Origin of the sequence: Sphingomonas sp. DBB INV C78, assembly GCF_042693015.1 — a bacterium.
Lineage (GTDB): Bacteria > Pseudomonadota > Alphaproteobacteria > Sphingomonadales > Sphingomonadaceae > Sphingomonas_E.
This window is the reverse complement of sequence record NZ_CP170544.1, coordinates 1,429,446-1,447,782: the sequence shown is the minus strand read 5'-3', so window position 1 is coordinate 1,447,782 and position 18,337 is coordinate 1,429,446. Positions and strand designations below refer to the sequence as shown.

Below are 18,337 nucleotides of genomic sequence, written 5' to 3'. Positions count from 1 at the left end.
AGCGAATATCAGCCCGGAGTCGATTTGCCGAGATAGGCCGACAGCTTGTTGCGCGTCGGCATCTTGGCATATTGCGGGTTCATCGCCGAATAGACGACCGCATTCTCCAGCACGCGCTGCACATAGCCGCGCGTCTCGCTGAGCGGAATGGCTTCGATCCAGTCGATCACATCGATCCCGCTCATGCGCGGATCACCGTTAGATTTCAGCCACTTGTTCACATTACCGGGGCCGGCATTGTAGCTCGCGACCGCGAGCACATGGCTGCCGCCATAATAATCGAGCATCCGCCGGAAGAAGGAGGAGCCGAGCATGATATTGTAGCTGGGGTCGCTGGTCAGGCGATCATAATCATAAGGCAGGCCAAGCTTGCCGGCCTGTTCGCGCGCGGTGCCGGGCATGAGCTGCATCAGGCCGCGCGCGCCGGCATGGCTGACGGCTTGCCGGTCGAACTGGCTTTCCTGCCGGGCGATGGCGTGGATCATCACCCAATTGCCGCTTTCCGTCGGCGGCACGGCGACCTGCGGGAAGCCGGTGGGGACGAAATCGCTGACGCCGGTGTTGCGGGCGTTGCGTGCGACCATCACGCCGAGATCGGGTCGGCCGATTTCGCGCGAGAGATCGGCGGCGAGGACGTGATCGGTGTCCGATTTGGAATCCTGGGCGATGGTGCGCAGGAACAAGCTCTGGTCGCGCCACGAGCCGAGTTCACCGAGAATGCGGGCGGCGCGGACGATCGGGCGCTGGTTGAAGGTGGTGCGCTGGGCGGCATCCACTGCCGTCGGCGCGACCTGCGGCGTCGCGGCGGCGCGGCCGATGCGTTCGGCGGCGAGCTGGCCGTAGAACTGGTCGGCATGAGAGGCCGCTTCGGTGAAATAGCGGGTTGCGTTCGCCTGATCGCCCGCGGCAAGCGCCGCGCGGCCGGCCCAATAGAGGCCCTTGGTCTGCGTGCCCGGCGATTGCGCGGCGGCGGCGTAGCGGCTGAACATGCCGACCGCATCCGCCGGCCGGTTGAGCTTCTTGAGTGCAGTGACGCCGCCCAGCCAGACAAGGTTGGTATATTCGTCCCGCTCGCCGAAACTGCGGTCGCGGATCACCGTGCCCGGCGCGAAGGCGCTGTCGGCCTGGCGGGCGATGTCGAACGCGAAGCTGTTCTGATTGTCGTTGGCGGCGCCGCGCGCATTGAGGACGAGTATCTCCAGCCATTTTTCCGCGTCGAGCGGTGGCGTGGCAAAATTCCGCCGCTGGCCGAGCCAGCTCCGCGCCGTGACGCTCTGGGTGGAATCACGCAGATAGCGGGCGCGATCGGCAACGAAGCCGGGATCATTGTTGCCGCTGGTCGCGAATACCATCGCCTTGTCCGCGGCGTCAGCGCGCTTCGTCTGCATGGCCAGCCGCGCATCGAACAAGGGTTGCTTGACCGGTGAGGTTCGGACGAGCTGGCGTTGGGCCGCGGTGGTAGCGCGATCCCACAACAGGCGATCCATGCGCGTGTCATGGTCCGCCTGGGTGATCTGCGCACCGAAGCGGCCGAGCAGGCGCTGTTCGTCGGAGTCGCTCAATGCTCCACCGGTCCAGGCGCCGCGGGCGGCAACGGTCGCGTCAGCACCGCGGCCGATCGACGCCAGCGCCTCCGCCTGACGCAGCCGGCCGACATTGGTGAGCGGCGGGAAGCGATCGAAGAAGCGGGCCACATCGGATGGGGCAGCCGGAAAGGCATCGAGCTGGCGTTCGGCCGTCCGCCGCATTGCCGATTCGCCCGGCCATCCGGGGAAGTTGGTGAGGAAGCCGGCATAATCGGAGAAAGGCAGGCTGTCCGTCTGGCGCAGGCGGCTCCAGCGGATGAGGCCTTCGGCCACGGGGTCGGTGGGCACGCCGGCCGCAGAGGGCGCGCTGCCGGCGGACAGACCGAGCCGGCTGCGATACCAGTCCCGCTGCTCCGTCGTCAGCGTCGCGGCGCCCGCCACCGACGCCATCAACACCCCAAGACCTAAAACGCGCGTCAACATACTGGACATGATGTGGCAGGCATCCCTATCAGCCGCTCCAACAAAGCGGGTCCGTCCGATGGTGCACTATGACGCGCCCGAGGCCGCAGGTGAAGGGAGTGCGTGATGTTCAGCGGGTCGATTCCGGCTCTCGTGACCCCGTTCCGCGACGGGAAGTTCGATGAGGCGGCCTTCCGCACGTTCGTCGATTTCCAGATCGACAACGGCTCCTCGGCGCTCGTGCCGTGCGGCACGACGGGCGAAAGCGCGACGATGTCGATCGAGGAGCATAATCATGTCGTCGCGGTCTGCATCGAGCAGGCGGCCGGCCGCGTGCCGGTGATCGCTGGCTGCGGATCGAACGACACCAAGGTGGCGCTGGAGCATATGCAGCATGCCAAGGCCGCGGGCGCCACGGCCGGGCTGGTGGTGCTGCCTTATTACAACCGCCCCAACCAGGACGGGCTGATCGCGCATTACAAGTATCTGACCGACAATAGCGACCTGCCGATCGTCCTTTACAACGTGCCGGCACGCACGGTGACGGACATCTCGGTCGAGACGATGGCCGAGCTCGCGAAGATCCCGACCATCATCGGCATCAAGGATGCGAGCGGCAAGGTGGAGCGGGTGGCGGCGCAGCGGCTCGCCTGCGGCACGGACTTCTGCCAGCTTTCGGGCAATGACGACATGGCCCTGGGCTTCATGGCGATGGGCGGCGTGGGCTGCATCTCCGTTACCGCCAATGTCGCACCCCGGCTGTGCGCCGATTTCCAGGCGGCCTGCCTGTCGGGCGACTGGAAGGGCGCGCTCGCGTTGCAGGACCGGCTTTTCCCGTTGCACACCGCGTTGTTCACCGATGCTTCACCTGGCCCGGTGAAATACGCGCTGAGCCGCACCCGGCCAGATTTCCCCGTCGAGTTGCGCCTGCCGATGACCTGGCCGTCGGAGGCAAGCCGCAAGGCGGTGGACGAGGCACTCGCACATGCGGGGCTGGTGTGATGGGGCGGGCGTCCCTATCTGGCGTCATTCCGGTGCGAACCGGAATCGCGTGCGGCTGGTACGCCCACCGTTAGAGGCCCCGGCATCCGCTTGGGTGACGAAACCTTAGAATAGAAGTTCATGGCCCGCCCCAAGCCCGCAACCTTCGAAAAAGTGAAGACGGTCGCCGAGAACCGGCGGGCGCGCTATGAATATTTCCTCGAAGACTTCTTCGAGGCGGGCATCGCGCTGACCGGCACCGAGGTGAAGTCGCTTCGCTTCGGTGAGGGTTCGATCGCCGAAAGCTATGCCGAGGTGAAGGGCGATCAGGTGTGGCTGGTCAACGCCAACGTGCCCGAATTCAGCCACGGTAACCGCTTCAACCATGAGCCGAAGCGGCCGCGCAAGCTGCTGCTGCATGCGCGCGAGATCGAGAAGATGCGCACCGCCGTATCGCGTGAGGGCATGACGCTGATCCCGCTGTCGATCTATTTCAATCCGCGCGGGCGGGCGAAGGTCGAACTGGCGCTGGCCAAAGGCAAGAAGCTGCACGACAAGCGCGACACCGAGAAACAGCGCGACTGGAAGCGCGAACAGCAGCGTCTGCTGCGCGACCGGGGGTAAGCGCGATGTTCGAGAAGATGCGCGCCTGGTCAGAGCGCAACATGCCGACGCGCGAGACATTCGAATCGATCCGCTGGCTGAGCCCGATCGCACACCGCATCCTCCTGCCCGAACTGTGGCGTTTCCACCGCCGGTCCGTGCCGCGCGGCGTTGCGCTGGGCGTGCTGGTGGGCGTTCTGATCCCTGTTGCGCAGACCGTGTTCGCGGCGCTTTTCGCTCTGCCCTCGCGGGCCAACGTGCCGGTCGCGGCCTTGACGACCTTCATCACCAATCCGCTCACCACGCCGCCGATCTGGGCCTTCGCTTACTGGGTCGGGCGCCGGATGCTGGGGCATGGGCCGGGGGAGGCGGTGCTGCCGACCGACAATGTGAATCAGGTGATCGGCTGGTCCGAATGGCTGCTGCGCGACGTCGGCCCTGCCCTGGGCCTCGGGCTTGTCGTCGTGGCCGTCGTGGGTGCCGCGGTCGGCTATCTCCTCGCTTCGGTGCTGTGGCGGATGTGGATCGCCCGCAAGTGGCGGCATCGGCGCAACGACCGGATCATCCGCGGTCGATAGAGCCAATTTGTGCCGTCAGACCCGCGGGTTGCGCTCTGACGGTCGATGGACCCGATGTGCTGCCGACGGATTGCTTGACGGCACATGGCAGGGCGGACGATGAAGACCAGCCATGGCAACCGCCTTTCCATCCTCTGCGAGCCCTGATTTCCAGCCGGCGGACCGGCCGATCCTGATCGGCGTGTTCGTGCTGGGCGTCGTGACGACGGCCATCCTGCTGTGGCTGTTGGGCGACGCGGTGACGGCGGGCGTATTCCTGGCCGTGTTCTGCGCCGCTGTCGGCCTGGTCATGCTCCACGCCAGCCGGCGTGAGGGCGTGAGCCGTAGCGACGCACAAGCCGATATCGGCCTGATGAGCGCGGCGATCGATGATTCGAGCGAGGCGATCGCGATCACCGACCGGGCTGGACGGCTGATCTGCGCGAGCCGCGTCTATGGTCAATGGTTTCCTGGCCTGCCGGCACCGCCCGGCCTGGCGATCGGCGATCATGGCGACGAGCGGCTGGCCCAGGCAGGTCGTGCGGCATGGCGCGACGGATCGGCGACGGTGGCGGGCCTTGTCACGGGCCGCGGTAGGCTGGTGGCGACGGCCACGCGTGCGGGAGCGGCGGAAGACCACCTTGTCTGGCGGCTGCGGCGGATGGACGGTAACGACCTTGCCGACGAAACCGTACGGATGGTCCGCGGTGACGGCGGCACGCGGCTGGGTGCTGCCGGCGTGATGGCGGCGATTGTCGATGGCGGCGGGCGAATTGTCGCTGCCAACCGGGTTTTCCTGCAGCGCGCGCTGGGCGACGACAATGGCGACGCGGGCGCGCACGTCTTCGCCGATCTGCTCGACGACAGCCGCAATATCATCCGGTTTCGCAGCGAAGGCGAGAATGCGACGCCGCTGCGTGTCGTACAGGTGCCGTTGGACGACGGCATTGGCGAGAGCCCGACCCTGTTCCTGCTGCTTGATGACGCGGCCGCGCTCCGGCCGGCGGCGGAGGCGGCATCCGGCCATATCGAGGCGCTGCTGGCGATGCTGCCGCTGGGCCTGGCGCTGGCGGAGCGCGACGGCCGCATCCTGTTCATGAACGATGCCTTCCGTCGCGCGGCCGGTCTGCCGACCGGCCAGCCGGTGCTCTATCCGAGCGATCTGGTGGTCAAGGAGGACAAGGCCGCCGTCGCCGATGCGGTGCGGCGCTTCGCGGCCGGGCAGCGCATGTCCGGCGATATTGCGGTCCGCCTGCGCTATCGCCCCGAGGAGCCGGTGGCGCTAACGATCGCCGGCGCGCGCGGGCTTGGCGAGGCGGCAGCGCTGCTGAGCCTCAAGGACAATAGCGAGGAATCTCGCCTTAAGAATCAGGTCGCGCAGGCGACCAAGATGCAGGCTGTCGGCCAGCTTGCCGGCGGTGTCGCTCACGATTTCAACAACATTCTGACCGCGATCATTGGCCATTGCGATCTGATGCTGCTGCGCCATCGCCCCGGCGAGAGCGATTATGACGACATCCAGCAGATCCGCCAGAATTCGAACCGCGCGGCCGGTCTGACGCGGCAGTTGCTCGCTTTCTCTCGCCAGCAGACGCTGCGCCCCCAGATATTGCAGCTTCCCGACGTCATTTCGGAAATCTCCAACCTCATCAAGCGCCTGATGGGCGAACAGGTGAAGCTGGTGGTGAAGCATGGCCGCAATCTCGGCCAGGTGCGTGCCGATCCGGGCCAGCTCGAACAGGTGATCGTCAATCTTGCGGTCAATGCCCGCGATGCGATGCATGGGGGAGGCACGCTGACGGTGCAGACCTATGCGGTGACGGCCGCCGAGGTTCGCCGGCTGAACAGCGATATCCTGCCCGTCGCCGACTATACGGCGCTCAGCGTGTCCGACACCGGCACCGGCATTCCGCCTGAATTGCTGGGCAAGATCTTCGAGCCCTTCTTCACCACCAAGGAAGTGGGCAAGGGCACCGGCCTTGGCCTGTCCACCGTCTATGGCATCGTCAAGCAATCGGGCGGTTTCATCTTCGCCGATTCCAAGCCCGGCGTGGGGACGAGCTTCGTCATCTATCTGCCCGTCCATCGCGCCGATCCCGTCGTCGATGCGCCGCCGCCGCCCAAGAAGCCCAAGCAGGGCGAATTGTGGGGCACGGGCACGATCCTGCTGGTCGAAGACGAGGACATGGTCCGCGCCGTCGCGGAACGGGCGCTATCGCGACAGGGCTACAAGGTGCTGACCGCCGCCAATGGCGAGGAAGCCCTGGAAGTGCTGGACGCGACGGCGGAAGAGGGCGGCGAGGAGATCGATCTGCTCGTGTCCGACGTCGTGATGCCGACCATGGACGGGCCAACCCTGGTCCGCCATGCCCGCGAGAAATTCCCCAATCTGCCGATCCTCTTCATGTCGGGCTATGCCGAGGAGCAGCTCCGCCGGTCGATCGATCTGGACCGCGTCGCTTTCCTCGCCAAGCCCTTCTCGGTGCAGCAACTTGCCGAGGCAGCGCGCGACGCGCTCGCCCAGAACAAGGTCTGAGCCTCTTCAAAGAATATTGAATCGCGTTCAACTGGAGCGCACCATCGCTGCCGAATCGCGATCAAAAGCGCGATCGGAGGAGAGGCGATGTTTGACACGATCGTGCGCGGCGGAATGATCGTCGATGGAACCGGCAATTCCGCTTATTCCGGCGATGTCGCGATCAAGGCGGGCAAAATCGTCGCGGTCGGCAAGGATCTTGGCGCGGCGCGCGACGAAGTGGATGCAGGCGGGCGCATCGTCACGCCCGGCTGGGTCGACATTCATTCGCACTATGACGGGCAGGCGACCTGGGACCCGCTGCTGTCGCCATCGGGTCAGCATGGCGTGACGACGACGGTGATGGGCAATTGCGGCGTCGGCTTCGCGCCCGCGCGGCCCTCCGATCGAGATGCGCTGATCACCTTGATGGAGGGGGTGGAGGACATTCCCGGCAGCGCGCTTTCGGAAGGGCTGCCATGGACCTGGCAGAGCTTCCCCGAATATCTCGACCGGCTGGACGAGATGCCGCGCGTGATGGATGTTGCCGCATTGATGCCGCACAGCGCCGTTCGCGCTTTTGTGATGGGGCCGGAAGAATCGATCCGCGGCGTCGCCACCCCGGCCGAGACCGCGGAGATGAGCCGCATCGTGCGCGAGGGCATAAAGGCCGGCGCGATCGGTTTTTCGACATCGCGCACCAAGCTGCACCTGAGCGCGGACGGCAAGCCGGTGCCAGGCAGCTTCGTCGAGATGGAGGAGTTGCTGACCTTGGGCCGTGCGGTCGGCGAGGGCGGGGGCGGGATGCTCCAGCTTGTCTGCGACTGGTCCCGCGATGATCCGGCCCGCGAATTCGCATGGATCAGGCGGCTTTCGGAGGAGACGGGCCAACCTTTGTCCTTCACGCTCGTTCAGTTCGACGAAACGCCCGAACATCCCCGTCGCCTGCTTTCCCTGCTCGCGGAGGCGCGTGCGGAGGGCCTGCCGATCCATGCCGGCGTGGGATCGCGCCCGGTGGGAATGCTGATCAACCTCGAAAGCAAGATCCATCCCTTTTCCGACTATCCGTCCTATGCGGAGATTGCGGGGTTGCCGCTGGCGGGGAAGCTCGCACGGATGCGTGACCCCGCGTTTCGCGCGCGGATGCTGGCGGAGGAAAGCACCAGCCAGAACCGTTACTGGCGGCCGAAGATGCAGGCGTGGAGCAATATGTTCCCGCTCGGCAATCCGCCGCAATATGAACCCGGCCCCGAACGCTCCATGGCGGCGGCATCGGCGCGCACCGGGCGGACACCGCAGGAAATGGTCTATGATCTGATGACCGCGGGGGAGGGCGCCGAATGGCTCTATTTCCCGATGATCAATTATTCGGAAGGGAGCCTGGAGCCGCAGTTGGAAATGATGCGCGATCCCGGCGGCGTGCTGAGCCTTGCCGACGGCGGCGCACATTGCGGGCTGATCTGCGATGCAAGCGCACCGACCTTCCAGATCACCCATTGGGTGCAGTCGCGCGAGCGCGGGCCGCGGCTGGGGCTGGAGGAAGCGGTGCATTTCCAGACCGGGCGGACCGCGGCGATGTGGGGCTTCAACGATCGCGGCGTGATCGCGCCCGGCAAGCGCGCCGACCTCAACATCATCGATCTCGATCGGCTGAAGCTGCTGCCGCCGCGCTGGGCGGCGGACCTGCCGGCTGGCGGACGCCGGCTGTTGCAGGATGCGGAAGGCTATGATGCGACCTTCGTTGCGGGCCGCATGACGTGGCGCCATGGCGAGCCGACCGGGGAACGGCCGGGGCGCCTTGTCCGCAAGATCGAACCGTTGGGCGTCTGACGATTAACCGCCTGCAAAAGCTGGCAGGCGTCGCGCGGCCATTGTATGAGGTTCGGGATGACCGAACCTCTCCGTATCCTCGTCGTCGAAGACGAGCCGCTGATCGCGATGGTGCTCGAAGACTATATCGAATCGCTCGGCCATGAGTTGGCCGGTACTGCCGATTCGGTCGACACCGCCTTGGCATTGATAAGCGACGGGGCGTTCGACGTGGCGATCCTCGACGTCCATCTGCGCGGCGGGGAGCCTAGCTGGCCGGTCGCGGACGCGCTGGTGGCGGCGGAGAAGCCGTTCCTGCTGGCGACGGGGGGGCATGTCGAGCCGCCGCCCCCCCAACATGACGGCGCACCGGTGCTGACCAAGCCCTTCACGATGGAAGGACTGCGCAGCGGGCTTGGTGGAATCACCGCTGCGGCCTGATTTTGTTCCCCTCTTGTTCGACGTGAACAATCCGTGTACGAAGCAACCCAGTTGAACCGCGCCGCAGCGCGATCTACGAGGGAGCTGACCGGATGGCCGCACAGTTGAAGCTCATCGGTTCCGAAAAGGAAAAGGCCGACATGGACAGGCAAAAGGCCCTTGAGGCCGCGCTCGCGCAGATTGATCGCGCGTTCGGCAAGGGCTCCGCGATGAAGCTGGGCAGCCGGGAAAAGATCGAGATCGAGGCGATCTCCACCGGGTCACTGGGACTGGATATCGCGCTCGGCATCGGCGGTCTGCCTCGTGGCCGCATCGTCGAGATTTTTGGGCCGGAAAGCTCGGGCAAGACGACGCTCGCACTGCACGCCATCGCCGAGGCGCAGAAGGCCGGCGGCACCGCTGCCTTCGTCGACGCCGAACATGCGCTCGACCCGGTCTATGCCAGGAAGCTGGGCGTCGATATCGACGAACTGATCGTCTCGCAGCCCGACACGGGCGAACAGGCGCTGGAGATTACTGACACGCTGATCCGGTCGAACGCGATCGATGTGCTTGTGATCGACTCGGTTGCGGCACTGGTGCCGCGGGCCGAAATCGAAGGCGAAATGGGCGACAGCCATGTCGGTCTGCAGGCCCGCCTGATGAGCCAGGCGCTGCGCAAGATCACCGGATCGATCAGCCGCTCGCGCACGCTCGTCATCTTCATCAACCAGATCCGCATGAAGATCGGCGTGATGTACGGCAATCCGGAAACCACGACCGGCGGCAATGCGCTGAAATTCTACGCGTCGGTGCGCCTCGACATCCGCCGCACCGGCCAGATCAAAGACCGCGACGATATCGTCGGCAACGCGACCCGCGTGAAGGTCGTCAAGAACAAGGTCGCGCCGCCGTTCAAGCAGGTCGAATTCGACATCATGTATGGCGAAGGCGTGTCCAAGGTCGGCGAGATCCTCGATCTCGGCGTCAAGGCCGGCGTGGTCGAGAAATCGGGCGCGTGGTTCAGCTATGACTCGATCCGCATCGGCCAGGGTCGCGAAAACGCCAAGACCTATCTGCGCGAAAATCCCGAGGTCGCCGAGCGGCTGGAACAGGCCATCCGCGGCAAGACCGCCGATGTCGCCGAAGCGCTGATGACCGGGCCCGAGCCCGACGACGACATCTGATTGCCATGGGGGAGGTGAATGCGCGGCCGGTGCGTCTGATCGGCCTGCCGACCGACATTCACTCCTCCTTCCTTCGCGGGCCGGCGGCTGCCCCGACTGCGATCCGCGCGGCCTTGTGGAGCGAGGCGGGCAACCCGGCGTCGGAAAGCGGGCTGGAACTTGGCGCTGACATAGTGATCGATGATGGCGGCGATCTGCCGCTGGCCGAGAATGCGGGCGACGATGCGCTGATCCGCGCGAGCGTTGCGGCGGCGATCGCGGATGGCGCCTTTCCGCTGCTGTTGGGCGGGGACCATAGCGTCACTTTCCCCATCGTCGAGGCGGTCGCTGCGGCGCATGGCCCGATCGACATTCTCCACATCGACGCGCATCCTGATCTCTATGACGATTTCGAGGGCGATCCGCGCAGCCATGCCTCGCCCTTCGCGCGGATCATGGAGCGTGGCCTGGCGCGCCGGCTGGTCCAGGTCGGCATCCGCACGCTCAATCGCCATTGCCGCGAACAGGCAGCGCGCTTCGGCGTCGAGATCATCGAGATGCGCCACTTCGCGATCGAAGCGGTGCCGCGGCTCGACGGGCCGCTCTATCTGAGCATCGACATGGACGGCATCGACCCCGCCTTCGCGCCTGGTGTGTCGCATGTCGAACCCGGTGGGCTCACCGTGCGAGAAGTGTTGGCGCTGCTCCACCGCATCGAGGCGCCGCTGGTGGGGGCTGACGTAGTCGAACTCAATCCATCGCGCGATGTGAGCGGCATCACCGCTGCGCTCGCAGCGAAGCTGGTCAAGGAAATCGCTGCGATCGCAACGGTGAACGGCCGGCCATAGGTGATAAAATCAGGCTGCTGATCCCCTAGGATATCGGATCATCGGCGCGCGGGACGGGGACCGTTCGGATTACTAGTTGCTATGCCCGGCTGGCACGACGGCGAAGTCGGCTGGGACGGTCGTTTCAAATCCTTCCCGAGCTTGTCTCGGGGAGGGGGACCATGCGCAGCATGGTAGAGGGGCAATGTCCCGCACTACCCCTCAACCACCGGCCTGTGGCCGGCGTTTCCCCTCCCCAAGCAAGCTTAGGGAGGAATTTATAGCAAAATCTCGGTAAGGCGACGGTCTGCCTTGCGATTGATACATCGGAGGGCGGACTAAGGCCCTTCCGAGCGACCCGGGAGACGAGACCATATGGCAAAGCTCATATTCGCACTAAACCAGTCGCTGGACGGCTATGTCGACCATATGGCGTTTGGGCCTGATCCCGTCCTCTTCCGTCATTTCATCGATGATGTGCGCGGTCTCGCCGGCAGTGTGTACGGCCGCCGCATGTATGAGGTGATGCGTTATTGGGATGAGGACCATCCCGAGTGGGGTGCGGAAGAGCGCGCTTATGCGGAGGCGTGGCGGGCGCAGCCGAAATGGGTCGTGTCGCGCTCGTTGCCGTCCATCGGCCCCAACGCGACGCTTGTCGGGGATGACATGGAGGCAACCATATCCGGCCTGAAGGCTGAGCTAGATGGCGAGATCGAAGTGTCGGGACCGCATCTGGCGCAAAGCCTGACCGACCTCGGCCTTGTCGATGAATATCGGATCTATCTCCATCCCGTCGTGCTCGGCAGCGGCAAGCCGTTTTTCGCTGGTCCCCGGCCCCCGTTGCGGCTCATGGGCAGCGACCGAATTGGACTGGACGTGATCCGATTGAGCTATGTTCCCGCTTGATTGCGGGATCGGATCGGACACGCTCGCACGCACATTGACGTTGACGTGAGCGTAAACTAGCATGCCGTCATGCCAGCTCATGCGACCATCGACACGCCCGACGCCCAAAACCGCCAATCCTATACCATCTCCGATCTGTCGGAGGAGTTTGGCGTCACGGCGCGCGCGTTGCGCTTCTACGAGGATGAAGGGCTGATCTCGCCCGAGCGCGTCGGGCTTGCCCGCGTCTATTCCAAGCGCGATCGCGCGCGGCTCGCCTGGATCCTGCGGGCCAAGCGCGTCGGCTTCAGCCTCGCCGATATTCGCGAGATGATCGATCTCTACGATCTCGGCGACGGTCGCGAGACCCAGCGCCATGTGACGATCGACAAGTGCGAGGCGCGGATCGAGACGCTGAAGCGTCAGCGCGAGGATATCGACGCTGCCATCGCCGAGCTGGTGTCCTTCGTCGACCTCGTAAAAAGCGACGAGAATGACCCGATCCGGGTGGCGGCGCGGGAACGCGAAGCCCGCATTCTTGAAGAACAAAGGCGCGCCCGGAAATCCGGCCAAGACGCCTGACAGCAGGAGCCTGAACAATGCCGATCTATTCCGCGCCCCTGCGCGATACCCGCTATGTGCTCGATGCCATTCTGGGCCTCGATCGTTATTCGAACCTGCCGGGCTTCGAAAGCGCGTCGCCGGATATGGTGGAAGCGGTGCTCACCGAAGGCGCTAAATTCTGCGAGGAAGTGCTCTTCCCGCTCAACCAGATCGGTGACGAGGAAGGCTGCACGCGCCACGCCGACGGCAGCGTGACGACCCCGACCGGGTTCAAGGCCGCCTATGACGCCTTCCGCGACGGCGGCTGGCCGACGCTTTCCGGCCCGACCGAATTTGGCGGGCAGGGGATGCCGCACGTCATCCACACCGCGTTCGAGGAGTATCTGATCAGCGCCAACATGGCCTTCGCCATGTATAACGGCCTGACGATGGGCGCGACCGCCGCGATCCTCGCCAAGGGATCGGACGAGCAGAAGGCGCTCTATGCGCCGCGGATGATCGCTGGCGAATGGGGCGGGACGATGAACCTGACGGAGCCGCATTGTGGCACCGATCTCGGCCTCATCCGCACCAAGGCCGAGCCGCAGGCCGACGGCACTTATGCCATCACCGGCACCAAGATCTTCATCTCGTCGGGCGAGCATGACCTGACCGAGAACATCATCCACCTCGTCCTCGCCAAGGTGACGGGCGCGCCGGACAATGTGAAGGGCATCAGCCTCTTTATCGTCCCCAAATTCATGGTCGATGCCGATGGCACGCTGGGCGCGCGCAACGGCGTGTCGTGCGGGTCGATCGAAGAGAAAATGGGCATTCACGGCAACGCGACCTGCGTGCTCAATTATGACGGCGCAACCGGCTTTCTGGTGGGCGAGGAGAATAAGGGCCTGGCCGCGATGTTCATCATGATGAACGCGGCGCGGCTGGGCGTGGGCCTTCAGGGCCTGTCGGTCGGCGAAGTCGCCTATCAGAATGCGGTGCAATACGCCAAAGACCGGCGCCAGGGCCGCGCGCTGACCGGCCCGAAAGACCTGGACCAGAAAGCCGACACTCTGTTCGTCCACCCGGACGTGCGGCGGATGCTGATGGAGAGCAAGGCCTGCCTGGAAGGCGCGCGCGCTTTCTGCCTGTGGGGCGGCCTGCAGGTCGATCTGTCGCACAGCGCGCAAAGCGAGGAAGAACGGCAGGCGGCAGAGGATCTGATCACGCTGCTGACCCCGGTCATCAAGGGCTATGTCACCGATCTCGGCTACGACATCGCCACCAAGTCACAGCAGGTCTATGGCGGCCACGGCTACATCCGCGAATGGGGGATGGAGCAATATGTGCGCGATGCGCGCATCGCCATGATCTACGAAGGCACCAACGGCGTGCAGGCGATGGACCTGGTCGGCCGCAAGCTGCCGATGAATGGCGGCCGCGCGGCGATGGCGCTGTTCGCGCTGATCGGCGAGGAAATCGGCGCGGCCAAGGCCAATCCCGAAACCGCGGACTTCGCGGCGCGCTTGGAAAAGGCGCTGGGCGAATTGCAGGCCGCCAGCATGTGGCTGATGCAGAACGGCATGGCCAACCCCGAAAATGCCGGGGCTGCGGCCTATAGCTATATGACGTTGATGGGCATCGTCTCGCTCGGCTGGATGTGGCTGAAGATGGCGCAGGCATCGTCCGCGGCGCTGGCCGCCGGCACCGACGACCGCGCCTTCCACGAGGCGAAGCAGGTGACGGCGCGCTTCTTCGCCGAGCGCATTCTGCCCGACGCTGGCGCGCTCCGTCGCAAGATCGAGACCGGCGCGGAAAGCATGATGGCGCTGCCCGTCGAAGCGTTCTGATCCCGATATCCGTCGCGGCCCTTGCCATTTCGGCAAAGGCGGCGGCGGAGCGGCCATAGAAATCGCGGCGGCGGTGCGTTCACGCTTGTCGCGATATGGCCAATGGTTACAGACGTCTCTCCGGCCTTCGCCGGCGGACGGAGAACAGGCATGGCGACGCGGCCCGGACAGGATCTCACCACTGGGCCGATCGCGCGCACGCTGTTGCTGTTCGCGCTGCCGACGCTGGGATCGAGCGTGCTCCAGTCGCTCAACGGCTCGATCAACGCGATCTGGGTAGGGCAGTTTCTGGGCGAGGCGGCGCTGGCCGCCACGGCCAATGCCAATCTCGTCATGTTCCTGATGTTTTCCGCCGTGTTCGGTTTCGGCATGGCGGCGACCATCCTGATCGGCCAGCGCATCGGCGCGGACGATGTGGATGGCGCGCGGCGGGTGATGGGCACGACGATCGGCATGCTTGCCGTGGGTGCGACACTGGTGGCGTTGGCGGGCTGGCTATGGGCGCCGAACCTGCTCCACTTGCTGGCGACGCCGCCCGAAGTTTTCGACTTTGCACTCGCTTATCTGCGTATCAGTTTCCTTGGGCTGCCAGCCGGGATGATCATGGTGCTGCTGACCATGGGGCTGCGCGGCACAGGCGACGCGATGACGCCTTTGTGGTTCATGATCCTCGCGGCGGTGATCGATATCGCGCTCAACCCTGTGTTGATCCTGGGGCTGGGACCTGCACCCGCATTGGGAATAAGGGGGGCGGCGACGGCGTCGCTGATCGCCAACATCATCTCGCTCGCAGCCTTGGTCGCCTACATCTACGTTCGCGATCTGCCGCTGCGCCTGCGCGGTTCCGAGATCGGCTATATTGTCCCCGAACGGACGCTGACGCGCACGATCTTCGTCAAGGGCGTGCCGATGGGGCTGCAGATGCTCACGGTCTCGATTTCCGCTCTCGCGATGATCGGGCTGGTCAATCGTGAGGGTGCGGCGGTTACCGCGGCTTATGGTGCCGCCAACCAGCTCTGGACCTACATTCAGATGCCGGCAATGGCGCTGGGCGCGGCGGTGAGCGCGATGGCGGCTCAGAATATCGGCGCCAACCGCTGGGATCGCGTAGGCCAGGTGACGCGGGCGGGCATCTGGATGAACGTGCTGATTACGGGCGGCGCGGTGCTGGTGATGCTCGCGATCGATCGCCATGCCCTGTCGCTGTTCCTGGGCAATGACGGTCACGCCATGGACGTCGCCCAGCATATGAATCTGATCGTGAGCTGGGGCTTCATCCTGTTCGGGGTCACCTCGGTGCTTTCCGCCGCGGTGCGTGCGAACGGGGCGGTGATGGTTCCGCTCGCCATCCTCATCGTCGCCTTCTTTCCCGTCCGCCTGGGTCTGGCAGCCTATTATCAACCGCGGATCGGCGCGGATGCGATCTGGTGGAGCTATAATGCCGGCGCGCTGACGACGTTGATCATGACATTCGCATATTATCGCTTCGGCAAGTGGCGGGAATTGAGGATGATGCCGCAGACCGACCCGATCGAGGCCGAGGAAATGGTGATATCGGGCGCGGAGCCGGCCGGACGCTGCCAGCCGAACGGCTAGTAGATCAGGTGCGCAGCCGCTCGATCGCCTGGGCCAGCGCCACATAGAGCTTGCCCATGTCCGAGGAGAGCAGGGTGACGCTGAGCGGCGCGCCATCGCGGCTGGAAAGCACGCGGCGGAGCATCGCTTCGAAATCGTGGATGTAGCGGTTCACCTGATCGCGGAACTCGGCCTCTTCCTCATAATGCCGCGTGATTTCCTTCGTTTCCGCAGCATCAAGGAGGCGAACCGCGCGGCGCGTGAAGACGCTGCGATCGCCCTTCAGATAGGAGGTCCAGGCGCTGTCGGTGACATCGTTGGACAGAATCTTGGCGACGTCGATCGAGGTCGAGTTGAGCGATTCGATGAGGAGGGCGACCCGACGCGAGAAGCTTTCCTCGTCATGCTCGGCCACCTGGCTGTGGACTTCATCGACGCGGGCGTCGACCGTCGCGGCGGTATCCTTGATCGCCGCGAGTTGGTTCTGCAGCCGTTCGCTCGCCGCCGTGGCGGCAGCGACAGCGCGCTCGGCGGTCGCATTGATATCGCCCAATTGCGTCGCCAGCGTCTCATTGATCGCCTTCTCGATCGCCTCGCGGGTGGCGGTGCCGAGGCTCGCGGCGGCGTTCGGGATGACGGTGCCGATCGATTCGCGGGCGCGCTCCGCGGCCTGCACGGCGGTTTCGCGGACGCGCAGCAGGGCCTCGACGAGTTGCGGGCCGGCCTGATCGGCGAGCGTCCGCGCGCTTTGCTCAGCTTCGGCGATGCTCGCCTGCAACTCGGTGGCCTGGGTGCGGATCTCCGCTAGGCGCCCGGCCGCCGATGCCTGGATGGCATCGAGCGCGGTCCGCTGGTCGGTGATCGCCTTTTCGACGTCGGCGATATTACCGGTCGCGTTCGATACGGCCTGCTGGAGCGCTTCGGCCTCCGGCATCATCGCGGCGATGGCGGTCTGGCTGCGTTCGGCCTGCGCCTCGACGCTGGCGAGCGCGGCCGGAAGCTGTTCGCCGAGCCCTGTGGTGCTGGCATCGAGCGCCGCCTTGAGCGCGGTCGCGCGCTCGACCAGCGCTTCGGTGGCGGGGGCGGCGGCGGCAAGGCGGTCGGTCAGGCTGTCGCTCTGGTCACGGAGTTGGACCAGCGCCTCGCCAAGTTCGCGCGCGGTATCGCCGCCCTTCGTGCCGAGACTGGCGATGCGCGCTTCGATATCGGCGATCGAACGGTCCACGCCTTCCAGGAAGGCCTGATTGTTCTGGTCGCGCGCAGTGATGCGGCCGGTCAGCGCTTCGATCCGTTCATCGGCGGCGTTGCCGTGCCGATCAATCGCGGCAAGCTGGGTAGCAAGCTGCTGCGCGGCGCCCGCGGCGACGGCATCGGCCTTCTCGCCCTGTTCGGCCAGCGCGGTGAGCTGGCCGGTCAACGTCGTGAGGCGGCCATCGGCCTCGCCAGCCACTTCGCGCAGACGGTGGATCAGGCTGCGCACCTGTTCTTCGACACGCGGCAGATCGTCGATCAGCACTCCCATGTCGCTGCGGGCGATTTCGGCGGTGGTTTCCAGATGATCGGATTCGACCCGAAGCGCCTTGCTTTCGCGCGCCATCGCTGCGGCGAGTTCGCCGAGCCGCAACGTCGAATCCTGGCCGACATTCAGCAACTGCTCCGTGTGATCGGTCAGTTCCCGCCGGCTTTCGGCAATGCGGCCAGCTAGCTGGGCGACCGCCAGCTCGAGATTGATGGATTCGACCCGCATCGCTTGCGCGGTCTGGCCGAAACGAACGGCCTCGCGCCGGCTGGTGCGCTGAAGAACGAGGAAGAGGACGCCGAGCAGCGCCAGCGGGCCGCTGGCGAGCGAGACGATGGCGGTCAAGCCGCTGAGCGGCGAGCCCTGCGCTTCCAGCGTAGTGGCGACAGCAGCGATCCACAGCGCGCCGATAACCAGCAACGCACCGCCGATGACAATGTCGCGCCAGGGCGTGCCGATTTCGGCCGGTTCCATCTCAGCCACAAGCGGTGCCGGCTGCGCTGTAGTGGGCGGCGGAGCAGCAGGCTCCTCGGTCGGCATTCCGACGCCGCCTTCCTCGCGGTTGCGGGAAATGGCTTCGAGCAGCGCGCGATGCTCGCGCCATTGGTCGGTGGATCGTGCCCCCTGGTTCATAGACATTGTTTATCAGCTTTCCTGCGTCGCGGAAGGCCTGCTGAAACCGCCTGTTAATCCCCGCGTGCCAGAGTTTGCCGATGATGTACGATCCCGGCGCCCTTGAAACCGCACTCGCCGCCGCCGTGGGGAGCGACCCAGCCCTCGTGGCCGAGCTGCGTACCGTCTTCCTGGCCAGTGCGCGCGGCCATGCCGATGCGCTCGATCGTGCGTCCGGCGCGGCCGAATGGCGAATCGCGGCGCTGCGCCTGCAAGGGCTGGCGGCGAGCTTCGCCGCGGTCGACCTGATGGCGCTGGCCGAACGCGCCGCCACCGGCACGCCCAGCGATCCGACGGTGGTTGCCGCGATCAACCGGTCGATCGACAGCTTCGTCCTCTGATTTCCGGCGCGGCAATCGCGCCGTTGGGCGCCCGCCGCCTTTGCATCGCACGGCTTCCCGGCTTATCGCGTGAAAAGAGGCGATTG

Annotated in this window: 15 protein-coding genes; 13 read left to right on the top strand and 2 right to left on the bottom strand. The window is 65.5% G+C overall.

Translation table 11 applies throughout. The features are described 5' to 3' along the window. Positions 1 to 8: 8 nt before the first annotated feature. Positions 9 to 2,018, bottom strand: coding sequence for a lytic transglycosylase domain-containing protein (locus tag ACFB49_RS06905; RefSeq protein ID WP_380877670.1), 2,010 nt, complete (start codon positions 2,016 to 2,018; stop codon positions 9 to 11). 96 nt (positions 2,019 to 2,114) lie between these two features. Between ACFB49_RS06905 and dapA the strand changes: the two genes are divergently transcribed. The 12 genes from dapA (at position 2,115) to ACFB49_RS06845 (ending at position 15,740) form a co-directional block, all read left to right on the top strand. Next, complete coding sequence (dapA, locus tag ACFB49_RS06900) at positions 2,115 to 2,990, top strand: 4-hydroxy-tetrahydrodipicolinate synthase (protein WP_380877667.1); 876 nt, start codon at positions 2,115 to 2,117, stop codon at positions 2,988 to 2,990. A gap of 120 nt (positions 2,991 to 3,110) precedes the next feature. Beyond that, positions 3,111 to 3,593 carry an SsrA-binding protein SmpB gene (smpB, locus tag ACFB49_RS06895; RefSeq protein WP_380877664.1) on the top strand — a complete coding sequence of 161 codons (483 nt, stop codon included), beginning with the start codon at positions 3,111 to 3,113 and terminating at the stop codon, positions 3,591 to 3,593. 5 nt (positions 3,594 to 3,598) lie between these two features. After that, entirely contained in the window at positions 3,599 to 4,150 is a 552-nt protein-coding gene (locus ACFB49_RS06890) for a DUF2062 domain-containing protein (protein WP_380877662.1), read from the top strand. Positions 4,151 to 4,262: 112 nt separating this feature from the next. Then, on the top strand, positions 4,263 to 6,665 hold the full coding sequence (locus tag ACFB49_RS06885; protein ID WP_380877660.1) for an ATP-binding protein: 2,403 nt from the start codon (positions 4,263 to 4,265) through the stop codon (positions 6,663 to 6,665). Between the two features lie 87 nt (positions 6,666 to 6,752). Next, positions 6,753 to 8,474 carry an amidohydrolase family protein gene (locus ACFB49_RS06880; RefSeq protein WP_380877657.1) on the top strand — a complete coding sequence of 574 codons (1,722 nt, stop codon included), beginning with the start codon at positions 6,753 to 6,755 and terminating at the stop codon, positions 8,472 to 8,474. A 57-nt stretch (positions 8,475 to 8,531) separates the two neighbouring features. After that, entirely contained in the window at positions 8,532 to 8,894 is a 363-nt protein-coding gene (locus tag ACFB49_RS06875) for a response regulator (protein ID WP_380877654.1), read from the top strand. A gap of 92 nt (positions 8,895 to 8,986) precedes the next feature. Next, positions 8,987 to 10,060: a recombinase RecA gene (gene recA, locus ACFB49_RS06870; RefSeq protein ID WP_380877651.1), complete on the top strand. Its 1,074-nt coding sequence runs from the start codon at positions 8,987 to 8,989 to the stop codon at positions 10,058 to 10,060. Between the two features lie 5 nt (positions 10,061 to 10,065). Further along, positions 10,066 to 10,887 (top strand): agmatinase, encoded by an 822-nt coding sequence (gene speB / locus ACFB49_RS06865; RefSeq protein WP_380877649.1) that lies wholly within the window; start codon positions 10,066 to 10,068, stop codon positions 10,885 to 10,887. A 354-nt stretch (positions 10,888 to 11,241) separates the two neighbouring features. Then, the gene (locus ACFB49_RS06860; protein WP_380877646.1) at positions 11,242 to 11,772 is read left to right on the top strand and encodes a dihydrofolate reductase family protein; all 531 of its coding nucleotides are present in this window, start codon (positions 11,242 to 11,244) and stop codon (positions 11,770 to 11,772) included. A gap of 69 nt (positions 11,773 to 11,841) precedes the next feature. Continuing rightward, positions 11,842 to 12,333: a MerR family DNA-binding transcriptional regulator gene (locus ACFB49_RS06855; RefSeq protein WP_380877644.1), complete on the top strand. Its 492-nt coding sequence runs from the start codon at positions 11,842 to 11,844 to the stop codon at positions 12,331 to 12,333. Between the two features lie 17 nt (positions 12,334 to 12,350). Next, positions 12,351 to 14,144 carry an acyl-CoA dehydrogenase C-terminal domain-containing protein gene (locus ACFB49_RS06850; protein WP_380877641.1) on the top strand — a complete coding sequence of 598 codons (1,794 nt, stop codon included), beginning with the start codon at positions 12,351 to 12,353 and terminating at the stop codon, positions 14,142 to 14,144. A gap of 150 nt (positions 14,145 to 14,294) precedes the next feature. Beyond that, positions 14,295 to 15,740, top strand: a complete 1,446-nt coding sequence (locus ACFB49_RS06845) for an MATE family efflux transporter (RefSeq protein ID WP_380877638.1) — start codon at positions 14,295 to 14,297, stop codon at positions 15,738 to 15,740. A gap of 4 nt (positions 15,741 to 15,744) precedes the next feature. Here the strand turns inward: ACFB49_RS06845 and ACFB49_RS06840 are convergent, their stop codons facing one another. Beyond that, complete coding sequence (locus tag ACFB49_RS06840) at positions 15,745 to 17,877, bottom strand: hypothetical protein (RefSeq protein WP_380877636.1); 2,133 nt, start codon at positions 17,875 to 17,877, stop codon at positions 15,745 to 15,747. A 74-nt stretch (positions 17,878 to 17,951) separates the two neighbouring features. Here ACFB49_RS06840 and ACFB49_RS06835 point away from each other — a divergent pair, with 74 nt between their 5' ends. Then, positions 17,952 to 18,251 carry an Hpt domain-containing protein gene (locus ACFB49_RS06835; RefSeq protein WP_380877633.1) on the top strand — a complete coding sequence of 100 codons (300 nt, stop codon included), beginning with the start codon at positions 17,952 to 17,954 and terminating at the stop codon, positions 18,249 to 18,251. The last annotated feature ends 86 nt before the right edge of the window (positions 18,252 to 18,337 follow it).

Coding starts and splice junctions, on each gene's coding strand:
- ACFB49_RS06905 (WP_380877670.1), bottom strand. CDS start 2,018: ATGTCCAGTATGTTGACGCGCGTTTTAGGTCTTGGGGTGTTGATGGCG.
- dapA (WP_380877667.1), top strand. CDS start 2,115: ATGTTCAGCGGGTCGATTCCGGCTCTCGTGACCCCGTTCCGCGACGGG.
- smpB (WP_380877664.1), top strand. CDS start 3,111: ATGGCCCGCCCCAAGCCCGCAACCTTCGAAAAAGTGAAGACGGTCGCC.
- ACFB49_RS06890 (WP_380877662.1), top strand. CDS start 3,599: ATGTTCGAGAAGATGCGCGCCTGGTCAGAGCGCAACATGCCGACGCGC.
- ACFB49_RS06885 (WP_380877660.1), top strand. CDS start 4,263: ATGGCAACCGCCTTTCCATCCTCTGCGAGCCCTGATTTCCAGCCGGCG.
- ACFB49_RS06880 (WP_380877657.1), top strand. CDS start 6,753: ATGTTTGACACGATCGTGCGCGGCGGAATGATCGTCGATGGAACCGGC.
- ACFB49_RS06875 (WP_380877654.1), top strand. CDS start 8,532: ATGACCGAACCTCTCCGTATCCTCGTCGTCGAAGACGAGCCGCTGATC.
- recA (WP_380877651.1), top strand. CDS start 8,987: ATGGCCGCACAGTTGAAGCTCATCGGTTCCGAAAAGGAAAAGGCCGAC.
- speB (WP_380877649.1), top strand. CDS start 10,066: ATGGGGGAGGTGAATGCGCGGCCGGTGCGTCTGATCGGCCTGCCGACC.
- ACFB49_RS06860 (WP_380877646.1), top strand. CDS start 11,242: ATGGCAAAGCTCATATTCGCACTAAACCAGTCGCTGGACGGCTATGTC.
- ACFB49_RS06855 (WP_380877644.1), top strand. CDS start 11,842: ATGCCAGCTCATGCGACCATCGACACGCCCGACGCCCAAAACCGCCAA.
- ACFB49_RS06850 (WP_380877641.1), top strand. CDS start 12,351: ATGCCGATCTATTCCGCGCCCCTGCGCGATACCCGCTATGTGCTCGAT.
- ACFB49_RS06845 (WP_380877638.1), top strand. CDS start 14,295: ATGGCGACGCGGCCCGGACAGGATCTCACCACTGGGCCGATCGCGCGC.
- ACFB49_RS06840 (WP_380877636.1), bottom strand. CDS start 17,877: ATGTCTATGAACCAGGGGGCACGATCCACCGACCAATGGCGCGAGCAT.
- ACFB49_RS06835 (WP_380877633.1), top strand. CDS start 17,952: ATGATGTACGATCCCGGCGCCCTTGAAACCGCACTCGCCGCCGCCGTG.